This window comes from Kiloniella laminariae (assembly GCF_027214005.1).
Classification (GTDB): domain Bacteria; phylum Pseudomonadota; class Alphaproteobacteria; order Kiloniellales; family Kiloniellaceae; genus Kiloniella; species Kiloniella laminariae_A.
This window is the reverse complement of sequence record NZ_JAPWGY010000006.1, coordinates 90,787-105,656: the sequence shown is the minus strand read 5'-3', so window position 1 is coordinate 105,656 and position 14,870 is coordinate 90,787. Positions and strand designations below refer to the sequence as shown.

The 14,870-nt window shown below is 50.1% G+C and carries 14 protein-coding genes and 1 tRNA gene; 6 read left to right on the top strand and 9 right to left on the bottom strand.

Annotated elements, in window-relative coordinates; all coding sequences use genetic code 11:
• Positions 1-9 precede the first annotated feature (9 nt).
• The 3 genes from argF to O4H49_RS15700 all read left to right on the top strand — a co-directional run bounded on the left by argF (position 10) and on the right by O4H49_RS15700 (position 2,623).
• Positions 10-915: an ornithine carbamoyltransferase gene (gene argF, locus O4H49_RS15710; RefSeq protein ID WP_269424388.1), complete on the top strand. Its 906-nt coding sequence runs from the start codon at positions 10-12 to the stop codon at positions 913-915.
• A 20-nt stretch (positions 916-935) separates the two neighbouring features.
• A complete protein-coding gene (locus tag O4H49_RS15705) occupies positions 936-1,892 on the top strand; it encodes an Hsp33 family molecular chaperone HslO (RefSeq protein WP_269424387.1) in 957 nt (318 codons plus the stop codon).
• Positions 1,893-2,026: 134 nt separating this feature from the next.
• On the top strand, positions 2,027-2,623 hold the full coding sequence (locus O4H49_RS15700) for a hypothetical protein (protein ID WP_269424386.1): 597 nt from the start codon (positions 2,027-2,029) through the stop codon (positions 2,621-2,623).
• 86 nt (positions 2,624-2,709) lie between these two features.
• Here the strand turns inward: O4H49_RS15700 and O4H49_RS15695 are convergent, their stop codons facing one another.
• From O4H49_RS15695 to O4H49_RS15670, 6 genes are all read right to left on the bottom strand, one after another.
• Positions 2,710-4,155 (bottom strand): TrkH family potassium uptake protein, encoded by a 1,446-nt coding sequence (locus O4H49_RS15695; RefSeq protein WP_269424385.1) that lies wholly within the window; start codon positions 4,153-4,155, stop codon positions 2,710-2,712.
• A 218-nt stretch (positions 4,156-4,373) separates the two neighbouring features.
• Complete coding sequence (gene folE / locus O4H49_RS15690) at positions 4,374-4,982, bottom strand: GTP cyclohydrolase I FolE (RefSeq protein ID WP_269424384.1); 609 nt, start codon at positions 4,980-4,982, stop codon at positions 4,374-4,376.
• 38 nt (positions 4,983-5,020) lie between these two features.
• A complete protein-coding gene (apaG, locus tag O4H49_RS15685) occupies positions 5,021-5,413 on the bottom strand; it encodes a Co2+/Mg2+ efflux protein ApaG (RefSeq protein WP_269424383.1) in 393 nt (130 codons plus the stop codon).
• A 249-nt stretch (positions 5,414-5,662) separates the two neighbouring features.
• Positions 5,663-6,352, bottom strand: coding sequence for an ATP-binding cassette domain-containing protein (locus tag O4H49_RS15680; protein ID WP_269424382.1), 690 nt, complete (start codon positions 6,350-6,352; stop codon positions 5,663-5,665).
• Positions 6,349-8,112, bottom strand: a complete 1,764-nt coding sequence (locus tag O4H49_RS15675; RefSeq protein WP_269424381.1) for an ABC transporter permease — start codon at positions 8,110-8,112, stop codon at positions 6,349-6,351. Before O4H49_RS15675 ends, O4H49_RS15680 begins: the two co-directional genes overlap by 4 nt.
• The gene (locus O4H49_RS15670; RefSeq protein ID WP_269424380.1) at positions 8,088-9,311 is read right to left on the bottom strand and encodes an ABC transporter substrate-binding protein; all 1,224 of its coding nucleotides are present in this window, start codon (positions 9,309-9,311) and stop codon (positions 8,088-8,090) included. The genes O4H49_RS15675 and O4H49_RS15670 overlap by 25 nt, the downstream gene beginning before the upstream one ends.
• A 249-nt stretch (positions 9,312-9,560) precedes the next feature.
• Between O4H49_RS15670 and O4H49_RS15665 the strand changes: the two genes are divergently transcribed.
• Positions 9,561-9,634 (top strand) — tRNA-Gly (locus tag O4H49_RS15665).
• A gap of 58 nt (positions 9,635-9,692) precedes the next feature.
• Here O4H49_RS15665 and O4H49_RS15660 read toward each other — a convergent pair.
• The 3 genes from O4H49_RS15660 to O4H49_RS15650 form a co-directional block, all read right to left on the bottom strand.
• Positions 9,693-10,634, bottom strand: coding sequence for a sterol desaturase family protein (locus O4H49_RS15660; RefSeq protein ID WP_269424379.1), 942 nt, complete (start codon positions 10,632-10,634; stop codon positions 9,693-9,695).
• Positions 10,635-10,636: 2 nt separating this feature from the next.
• Entirely contained in the window at positions 10,637-11,215 is a 579-nt protein-coding gene (locus tag O4H49_RS15655) for a hypothetical protein (protein WP_269424378.1), read from the bottom strand.
• A gap of 251 nt (positions 11,216-11,466) precedes the next feature.
• On the bottom strand, positions 11,467-12,057 hold the full coding sequence (locus O4H49_RS15650; RefSeq protein ID WP_269424377.1) for a TetR/AcrR family transcriptional regulator: 591 nt from the start codon (positions 12,055-12,057) through the stop codon (positions 11,467-11,469).
• A gap of 171 nt (positions 12,058-12,228) precedes the next feature.
• Here O4H49_RS15650 and O4H49_RS15645 point away from each other — a divergent pair, with 171 nt between their 5' ends.
• Both O4H49_RS15645 and O4H49_RS15640 read left to right on the top strand, forming a co-directional pair.
• The gene (locus O4H49_RS15645; protein ID WP_269424376.1) at positions 12,229-12,480 is read left to right on the top strand and encodes a hypothetical protein; all 252 of its coding nucleotides are present in this window, start codon (positions 12,229-12,231) and stop codon (positions 12,478-12,480) included.
• Positions 12,481-12,681: 201 nt separating this feature from the next.
• A complete protein-coding gene (locus O4H49_RS15640) occupies positions 12,682-14,829 on the top strand; it encodes an EAL domain-containing protein (RefSeq protein WP_269424375.1) in 2,148 nt (715 codons plus the stop codon).
• Positions 14,830-14,870 lie beyond the last annotated feature (41 nt).

Genomic DNA, 14,870 nt, shown 5'->3' with positions numbered 1-14,870 from the left:
GTAAATAAAATGACGAGCGTAAAACACTTCCTGGATCTGAACCGGTTTGATACGCAGCAGCTGCGCGCGATTCTTGATTACGGTACGAAGCTGAAATCAGGAGAAATTCCGGGCCGCCCGCTGGAAGGTAAATCCCTGGCGATGATTTTCGAGAAACCTTCGACACGGACCAGGGTTTCATTCGAGGTCGGTATTTCTCAGCTGGGCGGCGATGCCGTACTGCTTGATTCCAGCAGTACACAGATGGAGCAGGGGGAAAGTATTGCAGACACAGCCCGGGTTCTTTCCCGTTTTGTTGATGCCATCATGATCCGGACCTCTTCTGAAAGTATTCTGCACGAGCTGGCTGAATATGCGAGCGTTCCGGTAATCAATGGCCTGACAGATGAGTCGCACCCTTGCCAGCTGATGGCTGATATCATGACCTATGAAGAACATCGCGGCTCGATTGCCGGGAAAACGGTGACGTGGTGCGGCGATGGCAACAATGTTGCCACTTCCTGGATACATGCGGCCGTGCGGTTTGGGTTTCATCTGAAACTGGCAACACCGGCCGAGCTGCCCCCCAATCAGGCTGTTCTTGACTGGGCCAAAGCAGAAGGCGGCAAAATCACGGTGACCCGATCTGTTGAGGAAGCGGCTACAGACAGTGACTGCATCGTGACAGATACCTGGGTTTCCATGGGGGATACGGATGCAGCAAACCGTCACAATCTTTTGAAACCTTATCAGGTGGATCAACGGGTGATGGGGTTGGCTAAACCGGATGCTCTTTTTATGCACTGCCTTCCTGCCCATCGCGGGGAAGAGGTGACAGAAGAGGTCATTGATGGTCCTCAGTCTGTTGTTTTTGATGAAGCCGGTAACAGATTACATGCCCAGAAGGGCATCATGTACTGGTGTATGAGCAAGTAAGAAGCTGGAGTAATGTTGTAATGAGTAACACTGTCGGGACCGGCATAAGAGATGATCTGGTTCAGCCATTTCTGTTAGAGGCGACCGGCATTCGAGGTCGGCTGGTCCGGACCGGGCCAGCCATCAGCACGATTCTGGCACGCCATGACTATCCACAGGTGGTCAATGAACTGCTGGCCGAAGTGCTGACCCTGACAGCTGTTCTTTCTTCGCTGATGAAGTTTGATGGGTGCTTTACCCTTCAGAGCAAGAGTGACGGACCTGTAAAAATGTTGGTCAGCGACATGACGTCGGAAGGCGTTTTACGCGGGTATGCCGGAATCAACGAAGAGGCACTTGCTCAACTGCTTGAGCGGACAGATGATCCTGCCACGCTTACACTCAAGGATTTGACCGGAAAGGGCTATCTAGCTTTCACGGTTGATCAGGGTGAACATATGGAGCGGTATCAGGGGATTGTCGAGCTTGAAGGAGCTACTCTGTCCGAATGTATCCAGGGATATTTCAAGCAGTCTGATCAAATCAAAACAGGCGTTCTGGTCAAGACAGAAAACGAAGGAGAAAGCTGGCGCAGTGGCGGCATGATTCTTCAATACATGCCCGGTGAGGGAGGCATCCAGGGAAGAAAAGATCAAGATGAAGAGACGCTGACAGAAGACTGGCAACGCTCCATGGTCCTGATGGCCAGCTGTACCGCTGGCGAGCTTCTTGATCTTGATTTGCCTGTAACAGATCTGCTCTACCGGTTGTTCCATGAGGAGCAGGTCAGGGTTTTTGATCAGAAGGCCATACTGGAAGGGTGCCGCTGTTCCCGGGAGAAGTTGGAAACTGTCATCAAAACCATTCCCCTTGAAGAGATTGAAACCTACAAGGTTGAGGGCAAGATTGTTGCCTCCTGCGAGTTTTGCAGCCGCAGTTACCACTTTAATGATGCGGATATTGCCCGGCTTAATTCTGAGGAAGAGGTCGAGTCCTGACAGGTCTTCTTTGTGCCATAATTTCTGGGTATTTCCCTAATCATAATTAGACTTGGCCCCCCTGTTTGTATCCCCCTTGGAATAGCGTGGGAGATGATCCGGGGAGAGCGCTTATAGAAGAGGCAGATTAGATCATGGAACTTAGCAGAAGAAATTTTGTGCTTGGGGGAGTTTCCCTTTCAGGTGCTTTATTGGCGGGTTGTCAAACGGCGCCCTCTTCCGGGCGTCAGCCGGAATTGACCTATTCACATCTTCCTCCTTATCAGCTGCTGGTCAGTGAGATAGTGGTTGAGCAGGCATACGTCAGCCCAGCGCAGAGTCCGAATGTCGAGCATCTTTTCAATACGACGCCGTCTGAAGCAGCTGAACGCTGGGCTCAGGATCGCCTGCAGGCAATGGGCAATGACGGGGTGCTGAACTTTATCATCAAGAATGCGTCCGTCACGGAAACCAAGCTGGAGCGGCAAAGTGGGATCACAGGTCTTGTTACTTATGACCAGTCCGAACGCTATGATGGTGTGATTGAAATTGAAATGCAGGTGCGTGATGGCCGGGGATACAAAGATGCCCAGGTCTTTGCCCGCGCTGAACGGAGCAGAACTGTTCCTGAAAATCTAACGCTGCGCGAACGGGAAAAAATCTGGTTCAAGATGACGGAAGATCTGATGATTGAGATTGATCGTCAGCTCCAGCAGGGAATTGCCAAACATCTGAGCAGTTTTGTGATGTAGCCCAGAGCTTACCTTACTGAAGGCAAGCTCTAACCGATAAAAAAACAGCAGGCCTGGAAACAGGTCTGCTGTTTTTCTTTGGCAGATCAACCGCGCCAGAAACGGGGCAAGACCATGACAAGAATGGTGAAAAGCTCCAGACGTCCGAGCAGCATCCCCGCGGCCATGAGCCACTTTGCCCCATCAGGCAGGGTCTTGAAATTACCGACGGGACCAATGACATCCCCAAGCCCGGGACCGACGTTGGCGATCGCAGTGGCCGCACCGGAAACCGCGGTAATAAAATCAAGTCCGAACGCACCCAGCCCAACGGCAAGAAATACGAAACTGACGGCAAAGAGGAAAAAGAAGCTCATCACAGAGTTGGAAACGCTCTCTGGAATGGGGTTATTGTTGTAGTTGGGAAAGAAAATTCCGTTTGGCTGGATGAGGCGATTAAGCTGTGCCTGTGTCGTCGCGTAGAGTACCTGTAGACGGAAAATTTTGATGCCGCATGTGGTCGATCCGGCACAGCCACCGACAAACATCAAAATGAACATCAAGGCGAGGGCAAACCCGCCCCATTGACCATAGTCAGCAGAGCTGTAGCCTGTCCCTGTCATAACAGAGATCACATTGAAAGCCGACAGGCGAAGGGATGTCCCCAGGCTCATTTCGTCTATGTACCAGAGCCAGAGGGTGATGGTCAGGACCGATACAGCGAGAATGATCAGAAAGGTTTTGACCTGGCTATCCTGAAGCAGGCTGGTTAGATCACCCCGGATAACCCGGAGGTAGAGGATAAAGGGAATACTGCCAAGAACCATGAAAAGGCAGATCGCCCAGTGAATCATCGGGTTTTTGAAGTGGGCAATAGAAGAGTCGTAGTTTGAGAAACCGCCTGTTGCAATAGAGGTCATCGCGTGCACAACGGCATCAAATCCAGACATCCCGAGCAGAGAGAGGATGACTGCAGCGGCGATGGTGATGAAAACGTAGAAGATAGAAATGGCGGCGGCAATCTGGGCGGCTTTGGGCAGGACCTTGTCTGCTTCAAAAGCTTCAACCCGGAACATCTGCATGCCCCCGACTTGCAGCATCGGCAAGATGGCAACGGCCATGACGATAATACCAATGCCGCCCAGCCACTGCAGGATGCCGCGCCAGAGAAGAATCCCTGGCGGAGAACTGTCTAGTCCGACGATAATGGTCGAGCCGGTTGTCGTGATGCCGGACATTGATTCAAAAAATGCATCAGTGACACTGAGTTCCAGCTCGGAAAAAGCCAGGGGAATGGCGCCGGCAACGGCAATGGTCAGCCAGGCGACATTGGTAATGACAAAGGCTTCTCGCAAAGAAAAACGGTGCCAGGAGGCGTTGGTCGCCAGAACCATGGCAATGCCGATAGAGAGGCTCAAGGCGGAAGATGTCGCAAAGACACGCCAGTCCGGGTGACCGGCAGCGGCATCAACCACAGCCGGAATAATCATGGCAATAGCCATGATAGAGAGCAAAATTCCGGTTACGAAGACGACGGGACGAAACTGGATCATCCACAGGGCCTTTTCATCAATAGGACTGAGTGCATCAAACAGTTGAACGGTGATGCGTCGGGGACGGTAAAATGTGACATGCCAAAGTCCAGTTCTGGCCGGAGCAATTGATCTGCCTGTTTACAGCAGCAGAGATTAGCAGAAAAAAAACAAGTTTGGTATGCAAAAGCCCCCGGTCCCGATTGCAGGGAACGGGGGCCTTGAAAAGATCTTTTTATTCAGGAGGCCGAAGAAGAAGGATTCCCGATCAGGGAAAGGAATTCTCGCCTGGTCGAAGGGTTGGTTCTGAACAAGCCAAGCATCCGGCTGGTTACCATTGTCACGCCGGATTTATGGACGCCGCGGGTGGTCATGCACTGATGTGCGGCCTCAATCACGACGGCAACGCCTTTGGGTTGCAGTACATCATTGATCGCGTTGGCGATCTGTGCCGTCATCTTTTCCTGGATCTGCAAACGTTTTGCATAGGCTTCGACCACTCTTGCGAGTTTGCTGATACCAACAACACGGTTGTTGGGAAGGTAGGCGACATGGGCCTTGCCTATAATCGGTGCCATATGGTGTTCGCAGTGGGATTCAAAGCGGATATCGCGCAGCAATACGATCTCGTCATACCCTTCAACTTCTTCGAAGGTTCTTTCGAGAAGTTCATTGGGGTCAACATCGTAACCAGCAAAGAATTCCTGATAACTGCGGACAACACGGTCGGGCGTGCCCAAGAGACCTTCGCGGCTGGGATCATCACCCGCCCAGCGAAGCAAGGTTTCCACGGCCGACAGAGCTTCTTCGCGTGTCGGACGGATGACGGTGTTTTCGGTGTTGCTCACGGGCTCTTTCCTTTTATCTTCCTGCTGGAAGTGTTGTGCTAGTTCGGGCGTGCCACTTCGTGTGGACTATCCAGTGAAAAGGCCGGAACGATGACGCTGAAAAGTTCACCATTCGGGCCTTCCATCTCGTAACTGCCTGACATGATACCTGAAGGCGTCGGTAAAGGTGTGCCACTGGTATACTCAAAACTTTCACCCGGCTTGAGGCAAGGTTGTTCACCAACAACACCTGCACCGCGGACTTCCTGTACCCTGCCCATGGAGTCTGTAATACACCAGTAACGGTTTCTCAGTGTGACGGCGTCGTCACCTTTATTTTCAATCTGGACCTGATAAGCCCATACATAGTGGTCGTCAGTGGGAGACGACTGATCTTCGAGAAAAGTCGGTTTTACTGTCACCGTTATAGACCTGGTGGTCTGGCTATACATGGGCACTGGCTCCGGGGCTGTCTTAAATCGTGACAGCTTTTATCCTGAATTTGCCGTTGGGGCAAAATCAAGATGGCATACTGCAGTAAAAAAAACTGCGGTTTTCACTCTAACACGACGGTATTTATTGAAAATTCCCCGATCAGGGCACTTTCTTCAACATATCGACCATCTGAAAACACTGAGTACAAAACAATTTGGGCCCTGACCAGAACAAAGATCTGTGCCAGGGGATCATATAACCGGGGGTCATACAAAAGGCATGTTCAGAATGACACCTTCAGCCGAACGCGCATCTTCCGGGTCATGTGTGACAAGCAGGGTTGGAAGATTATGAGCGCGGGCATGATCAAATACAAAAGTTCGAAAACGTTCGCGCAAAGCGCTGTCGAGTTTGGAGAATGGCTCGTCAAGCAACAGGGCAGAAGGACGAGACAGCAGGGTTCGCATCACAGCGACCCGCGCCCGTTGTCCTCCGGACAGGGTGGCGGGGTCCTGATCGGCAAAACCGGATAAGCCGGCTTCTTCCAGAGCCTGTTCGATCAGCATTTTCCGGTCTGTTTTCTGGCGCACAACGGCAGGAATGCCAAAGCCGAGGTTTTCCCCGACCGAGAGATGCGGGAAGAGCAGATCTTCCTGGAATAACATGCCAATATGTCGCTGTTCTGGCGGGGAGTCGGTAATATCGCGTTGTCCGAGGCAAACCCGACCGTCCACGGTGAAATCTTTGGCAAGCGTCCCACTGATGAAGGAGAGAAGGCTGGATTTCCCACAGCCGCTAGGACCCATGATTGTCGTAATTTCACCGGGCTGTATTTCCAGATCAAATTTGTTGAAAAGGGTTCTGTTTACCCCGGCTCTGAAGAGCGAAAGTGTGAGATCCTTGAGTATAAGGGGTTCGGGTGCCTGAGCAGCGCCGGGTCGCTGGTGTGTATTCATGACTGGGACAAAGCTTTTCTGTGGCGGAAAGTGAAGTTGGAAAACCCGATGGCCGCACTGAAAGCCAGGAGCGGGAACAGGCCTTGGAGCAAGGCATAAACAGAGATGATCCGGCGGTTACCACTGGCTGACAGGTTCACAGCCTCGGTGGTCAAAGTCATAAAACGCCCGCCGCCAGCAAAAAGTGTCGGGAGATACTGGGCCACCGAGACGGCAAAACCGATAGCCAGGGCAAAAAGCAAGGGGCGTAAAAGCATGGGCAGGCGCACTTTCCAAAAAGCACGCCAGGGGCTGGCGCCAAGGCAGTGGGCAATGTTGACAAAACGGTTATCCTGAAAGCGATAGGGCTCAGCCAGTGAAAGGAAAACATAGGGGAGTACAAAAAGAAGGTGGCTCCAGATCAACGCCAGCCAGCTGCCGTCTATATCAAGTTTTATTGCAATCACCTGGGTACCGAAAAGGAATGAAACCTGAGGAATCATCAGAGGAAGATACAGCAGCCAGAGTGCACCGGATCCAGCAGTTTTGCCACGCCGCTTTTCATTCTCGAGACAGGCTACGCTCAGGATGACGGCAATCAGGGCACTGATACTACCGACAATCAATGTTGTACTGCTGCTCAGTAATAGTGTGTCGAGGTTGTTTTGCCAGCTTTGAATACTCCATTCAGAAGGAAAAGCATCGGGATAGCGCCATCTTCGGGTAAAGGACCAGATGGCGATGACCAGCAGAGACCCACAGAAAACACCGCCAAGAATTTGGAAAAATGACCGGGAGAGAAAGCTGATGGTTCGTTCAGCACATGACCTCTGCCCATTGCTAAGCCAGTGGCGAAAGATCTGTGCCATTAACTGTTCCAGAAGATACCAGACCAGAATGGACAGAACGACGATGACGAGTTGAAAAGCAGCTGCCGTTGATGCGAGGGCCCGGTAGCTCAGGTCGGGGTCATTGAACCATCGCACGATAAGGACCGGCAAGGTCGGGGGAGCTGTCGGGCCGAGAACAAGAGCCACATCGACAACAGAGAGGGAGAAGGCGAGAACGGCATAGATGGGCAGACGGATCTGGCGATATATCAGAGGGAGAACAGCCTTGATCCAGGCCGCAACCGGGCTGTATCCGAGGGTTTGTGCCAAAACAAGCCGCTGTCTTGCCTGTCCCTGGTCACATGCCGCAATGATCATCAGAAGCAGGTAGGGGGTTTCTTTAATCACAAGTCCCAGAATCAGGGAAACCGCAAAGGGATCGTGGATAATGGCTATATCTGGAGGGGTATCCCATCCCGTCACCCCCGGAGAGAAAAGACGCGCGATCCAGCCACTGGGGGCAAGCAGAAAAGCAAAGCCGATCGCCAAAGCCGAGTGAGGAATTGCCAAAATAGGCGCAAGCAGTTTTCGAACGCGATTAAAGCTGGGGCGGCCTTGCCAGGCAGCAGTAAAGGCAATTGCCAGGCTAAGGGAGAGTGCTGTTGCGACAAAGCCAGATAAGAGTGTGAGGTGTAATGCCTCAGGCAAAGCCGGATAGTCCAGCAGATACCGCCAGCTCAGGAGAGAAAAATCCTCTGCACCCAGAGCAGGAAAATACCCGAAAGCAGGCAAAATCGTACCAATCAACCCGGCGCCCAAGGGACCAAGAAAAACCAGAAGGGTAAATGCCGGGACATATTTCAGGCTTAGACAATCAGTGATGATCGAGATTTTTACCATGTTCTGTCTTGATGCCGCAGAGAAAGCTATTGGCCATAGCGTTTCAGCCATTCCCGTTCGATTTTCTCCATCCAGGAGGGGTGAGGTTCAAGCAAGGTTGGTCCGAGATCCTGCGGGGGCAGGGTTGCGATGCCCAGCTCAATAGCATCAAATGTACTGCGATCTTCTGCGGAGAGCTTGTCTATAGCCAAAACTGTGTCGTCGCCCCAGTAGCGAGGATCCTGCTTTCGGGCCTGGGCTTCCGGACTCATCAGGAAATTGGCAACAACCATGGCAGCTTCCTTGTGGGACGAATTGTAGGGGATCGCGACAAAGTGGGTGTTGCCGATTGTCCCGTCCTTGAAGGTGAAGGTCCGAACGCTGGCAGGGAGTTCACCGCTTTCGATCAGGGCAGATGCTGCGCCAGGATTGAAAGAAAGGTGAATATCGACCTCGCCATCATCAAGAAGTTGTTGCTGGGCCGAACTGCTGACAGGGAACTGTTTGCCACTGCGCCATAGTTCTGGATGAAGCCGATCGAGAAATTGCCAGAGGGGTTTTGTTTTTTCATCGAACTCTGCCTGGTTGGCGACAGGTGAGCGCAGGGTATCCTCTTTGTCAGTAAGATCAATCAGGGCCTGTTTTAAGAAAGTCGAACCAAGATAATCAGGAGGAGCTGGATAGGTGAAACGTCCGGGGTGTTTCTCGGCCCAGTCAGACAGTTCCTGCAAGGAGGTTGGGGGGGTATTGATATGGGCAGAATCATACATAAAATTGAACTTTGCCATACCCCAGGGGGCTTCTAACCCTTCAACCTGGATAGTGAAGTCAACGGTTGTGGTGGCTTTGTTCTCAATATCAACAAAACGATAGTTGGGCAGGCTTTGTGTGAAGGGACCAAACAGCAGTTGGTGTTGTTTCATCGAAGCAAAATTTTCACCATTGATCCAGACCAGATCAACACTGCCGCCCTCATTTTTGCCAGCTGTCTTTTCGGCAAGGACGCGGCTGACAACATCGGCTGTATCTGTGACTTTGACGTGCGTCAGGCGAATGGAATACTGCTGATCCAATCGCTGTCCCACCCAGGCAATATAGTCATTGATCTTCTCGCTGCCCCCCCAGGCGTTCCAATAGAGGGTTTGGCCTTCTGCCTTTGCTGCGATCTCTTGCCAGTTCAGTTCTTCAGCCTGGGAAACCGATGTTGCTCCCCCCCAGAACAAACTTGATACCAGCGCGAGAGCTCCGAATGTTTTACTGACCACGTTCATTCCTCTTTTCAACCTGCAAGTGCTTGGGCCAATAATCCCGTTTCACCCGGGACTGATTGGTAACTTCAATCGAGACAGCCTACAGGGTCACCGGAGAGCTGTCAGCCTTAAGGCACTCTCATCACGAGGGTTTTACTGAAATCGTCTGTTTTTATCGAGACAGACAGAGGCAGGTTAAAAGAAGGCTTGCGCAGGTTTGTCCTGAGAGCTAGAAGAATCAAAGCCGATCAATGATCGTGCGGCAGTGATGCGGGTGTAGTTCAATGGTAGAACATTAGCTTCCCAAGCTAAATACGGGAGTTCGATTCTCCTCACCCGCTCCAAAGCCCGGCATATTTTTTCCTTTATGACTGTTTGCGTTTACGGCGGGTTCGTCTTTGATTATTTTGAATATACATCGTCAGAAACAATCGAATTCCCTGATTGAAAAGATTCCTGAGTAGTTCCGGTAGCGCGTTTTTTGCGCAGGCGTAAAGGTTTCCACCCGGGGCCGCGTAACAGGAAGCCTAAAAACTCCCCACCAGTCTTGGCGCTATTCAAGTCTTTGTAAAGATTTATGAATTCGTGGAACTGAACCGTAATAGGGTTTTTACTCGTCATAGGAATCGTCAAGCCATAAGTGGGTAATTCCTCTTCTTTCTGATAAGTTTGGAACAAACGGTCCCAGATAATCAGGATGCCCCCAAAATTTTTATCAAGATATTTCCGGTCTGAACCATGGTGAACCCGATGATGGGAAGGTGTGTTGAAAATCCATTCGAGAGGCCCCAGCTTGCCGACCATTTCATTGTGAATCCAAAACTGGTAGGCCTGAACAAGAACCTCTGCGCCAAAGATAAAGATAGGGTTGAAACCAAGCAGTAATAACGGCAGGTGGAAAACGGCAGACATAACGGGATCGAATATACTAAACCTGAAAGCTGTCGCAGTGTTCATCATTGTCGAACTGTGATGGACTGAGTGAGCCAGCCATAAAAGACGTATCTTGTGAGCAAAGTAATGCTCCACATAATAGGTAAAATCGGCCAAGAGGAGGACTAGCAAGAAGACATAGCCTGTTGTGGGAATTTGCCAGGGAATGTATTCGTAAATCGTGAAGTAGCCATAGACTGCGATTCCAAAAATAACAGCTTCAGAGAAATAATAGGGAATCTGGGTAAAGCAGCTTGAGATGGTTTCAAGTATGCGCTCGCCGTTGAGGCGTTTGGTGACTATTTCGTCAAGCAGTTCGATGGTCAGAAACAGAAGTGCGAACAGCAAAGTCCAGTCATATATATCGAAAGAGATGTATTCAATATAGGTCACCCAGTCAGCGGTGTTCATATCTATTTACCTGCTTTATTGGTTTTTGACATGGGAGTGATTACTCCTAGAAATGTTGTTTGAGATACAACGGTGTCTCCGGCGCCGAACTGATAGAGTTCGTAATCAGCGGCATAGGTGAAATTGAATTCGTTATTCTGAGGGCTGCTCCAAGCTTCAAGCACGTTTGCTCCGCTCTGCTGAATGTAATCTCCGGCAGGAATAATGAAGCTGTCGAGAAAAGCTGAGGTAGAGTTATCGGAATTGATCCGGTACCCCAGAGTCACCAGCACCGTTTCCTGGTTGGTGTCGTAGTCGTGATAAACCAGATACAGACTGTTGGGTGTCTCTGTAATCTGAGAATGAGCGAGGTCATCGGTGAGAAAATCGATCCATAGAGTATCGAGTTGCTTTTCCACATTTTTGGAAAGATCTATCGAAACGGTTTTCCCTGATATCAGCTGTTGTTGCTGATATTTAACCGGAACTATTAGTCCAATTTCTCCTGAACTTTCTTCTGCTCCATGGGGTGCAGGCGTGTTGGCGAGCGAGATCTGATACGAGCTATCTGAAAAAGCGATCCAACTGATAAATATAACCATGCACAAGAGGCTGATCACATAAGAAATCTGCAGGAAAATATTGTGTTTAGGTATAGTCAAGGCTTGAACCCTTTACCAGTAGAAGCAAGAAATTGCGACTAAGAACCATAAGGTGAGTAATCCCCAATAGTGTATAGGGGATTTTTTTCGATAATATTTACGATGAAACCAAGTAGTCCCATTGAGAAGGTTTAGTCCTAACCAGAGGAGAAGTATGACACCAATAACCGAAGGCCAGGGCATGACGTTGTTTATTCCGAAGCGTTACGTAGGGTTGAGATGAGGCTTTCTGCACAGGTCCGTGCCGCCCGGCGATATTCTGGACCGATGTTAAGTGGAGAAAGAGCATCAAGATTAAAGTTGAGAGACACGAGTCCAAAAGCGACTGCGTCAACCTGTTCTCGTTTCGCCTGTGGAAATATACTACCGAGTATCGTCTGGATATCTTGGGTGAAGCTGTTTATCCAGTTTCTGAGCATTTTGGCGAGATCCGGATCGTTCCCGGCGGAAAAGGTCAGTGCAGAAATAACCAGGACAGTCTCTGGGTTTGTATTTTTTTCTTCGAAGAGACCATCGAGAAGATAATCAAGTGGATTGTCCTCTGGAATTCCAGCTTTGAACTCTTCCCAGACGGGAACGCTGTTTCCGATCACCCAGTGTGCCAGAGTACGTACAAGTTCTTCTCGATTACCGGCGAAGTGCCGGACGAGACTTCTTTGCATACCTGCTTCTTCGGCGATCTGGTCAAGTGTGCTTCCTTCCAGGCCTGACCGAGCAACGCATCGTTGGAAGGCGGCAAGGATTTGTTCTGTCCGTTCTGCTTTTTTACTGGGACGTCCCATGACCCACTCCATAAATTGTCAATATAGATGATTTATGGAGTGATGGGTAAATTGTCAATATTGATAATATATTATTATTTTTAACTTGCCCCTATTTTCAGCGAGAACTAAAAAAATATGATCTCGTCTCATCACATAAGGGGCCGCATATATTGCGGACATTCAAAGATAATGGTTGGTCGTATTGTTCAGGTTGTTCTTCTTTGTTTTGTTGTTGGCGTAATTTTGGCCGCTTTCAATACTGATGCACTGGGCCTGATGAGATGGGTTACCAGTAATTTCAAGGAAGTGATCGATTACATTCTTGAGTTTCTCGATTGGGGTGGCCGCTATATCCTGCTAGGGGCGGGTGTGGTGTTGCCGATTGTTGCAATTAATATTCTGGTTCATTTTCTCAAAAGACGCCGTTCGGGCGAAGAATAGGAAAAACAAATTTGTTTAGGCAAAACAGATAAATCCTGTCCGGTGTTTACACTCCAGTAACCGTCGTTTTGTTAGGTTAGGAGACGGCGGGTGATAACACCCGTTCAAAGAACAGTGCTGCAGATCTTTAGGATATGAAATGAGTCGACCTTATGGATGGCAATCCCCGGGATTTGTCCTAGATCTGGTCTCGGGGACAAATTGAACACGAACATACGACATATACTGGATACTCTCCCCGATCTTGCGATGCTGATTCGGGACGGGAACATTACTTTTTGCAATAAAGCTGGTCTTTCCATGCTTAAGGCAGAGACTGATTCCGAGATTGTCAACGGCCCCTTGATAGAGTTGGTGCACGAGCAGTACCAGGATGTTTTTCTCGAGGTATGGCAAGATCTCCTGAAAAAAGGGGCAACGCGGTTTCCTCTGAAAATCAAGAGTAATGATGGAGCATTCCATGAAATCCTGTTTCATGCCGACTGTTCACTGGAGGTCGGTAAGGATGTGGTTATTCTCTATGGGAAAGACTTCTCCACTATCGAAATGGATGCAACAGTCCAGATGGGAAATGCGCTTTCCCAACGGGTGCTTAATGACGTGTCTCTTTCCCTGCTTTGTATTTGTGATCCGGAAGGTATCAGTTATATCAATCCGACTGGGGTAAGGCTGCTTGAAGCCGAACAAGAAGATGAAATTCTGGGATTGAAGTTCGCGCAGCTTGTCCATCCTGATTATAAATCAATCTTCAGAAGCGAACTGGATGTTCTTGCTCAAGAGGTTGAACCTCTGCCCTTGAAACTTATCGGATTGCGGGGCACTGAACTGCGCGTGGAGATGAAGGTTTCGCGGTTTCGCCATGGCAGGCGTGATGGCTTCCTTCTGGAAGCCCGGGATATTACAGATCTGTTGTTACGGCAGGAAGAGCTGTTGCGCATACAGGGCGTTCTCAAACGAAAAGTCGAGGAACAAACCCAGGAACTCAGTCAGGAAATTCACGCCCGGATAAAAGCCGAGGAAACTGTCGAGCATATGATCTTGCATGACGGATTGACCGGGCTTGGAAACCGCACCCAGTTTGTACGGCATATGGATGCCGAAACAAAGAGCTGCGGGGAAGAAGATAAATGGGCTGTCTTTGTTCTCGATCTGGATCACTTTAAAGATCTGAATGATATTTTCGGGCACGAGACCGGTGATCAGCTTTTGCGGAATGTGGCCAGAATTCTCAGCAAGAGAATAACGGGCGATGGTTATATGGCCCGGTTGGGAGGCGATGAGTTCGCCCTGATGATCCCCTATGATGATGATCAGGAGCCCGAGCTGTTCGCCCAGAAAATCCTCCGAAAAATGAGCCGCGCATTCGTGTTGAATGATCAGGAAATCTATTCTGGTTGCAGTATCGGGATTTCGCTCTTCCCGGTGCACGGGGACAAAGCGGCTTCTTTGCTTGGCTGTGCAGAGATGGCGCTCTATCACGCCAAGAACAAGGGCCGGGCAACCTATTCGTTTTTCAATAACACCCTCAAGCAAAATGCTGAGGAAAGCAGCCGGATTGAGCACCTGTTACGCGCTGCACTGGTTCGGAATGAGTTTGAATTGTACTATCAACCCCAGATTGACCTGAAGACAGGAAATCTGGTCGGCGCCGAAGCGCTTATTCGTTGGCACAGCAGTGAAGGGATGGTCAGCCCTGATCGTTTTATTCCCATCGCGGAAAAAACGGGCTTGATTGATCCCATCACCGACTGGGTTATGACGACCGCCTGTACACAGGCGAAGGAATGGCAAAGCATTATTCCCGGAATCAGGATTGCCGTGAATTTGTCGGCAGTTTCTTTCCGGCAGGCAGATTTTGTCAACAAGGTCAGTGAAGTGCTCGAATTTACCCAGGTGAGCCCGGAATGTCTTGAGCTGGAAATCACCGAGACAGCTATTATGGCCGATTTTAAGGAAGCAGATCGCATCCTTAACCGTTTGGATGAATTGGGAGTAAACCTGGCGATTGATGATTTTGGAATGGGTTATTCATCGCTGTCCTACCTCAAACGGTTTCCCGTGGACAAGCTCAAGATTGACAAATCGTTTGTCATGAAGCTGGATCAAAATCCGGATGATGCGGCAATTACGGCGGCGATTATTTCCATGGCCCATGCAATGGGAACCCGGGTTCTTGCCGAGGGCGTCGAGGAAAAAGCCCATATGCTGTTCCTGAAAGAGCGGGGCTGTGAAGAGGCTCAAGGGTTTTACTTCGCGCGCCCCATGCCGGCAGAGGAATTTGTCAAATGGTGCTCACAGGGGGGGACTGGAACTGCGCCGCCCGTGCCGGGGCTGGGGAGCTTGAATTAACCTGAACATCCTCTGGTCAAGCCAGCAAATTCTGGCTGTAA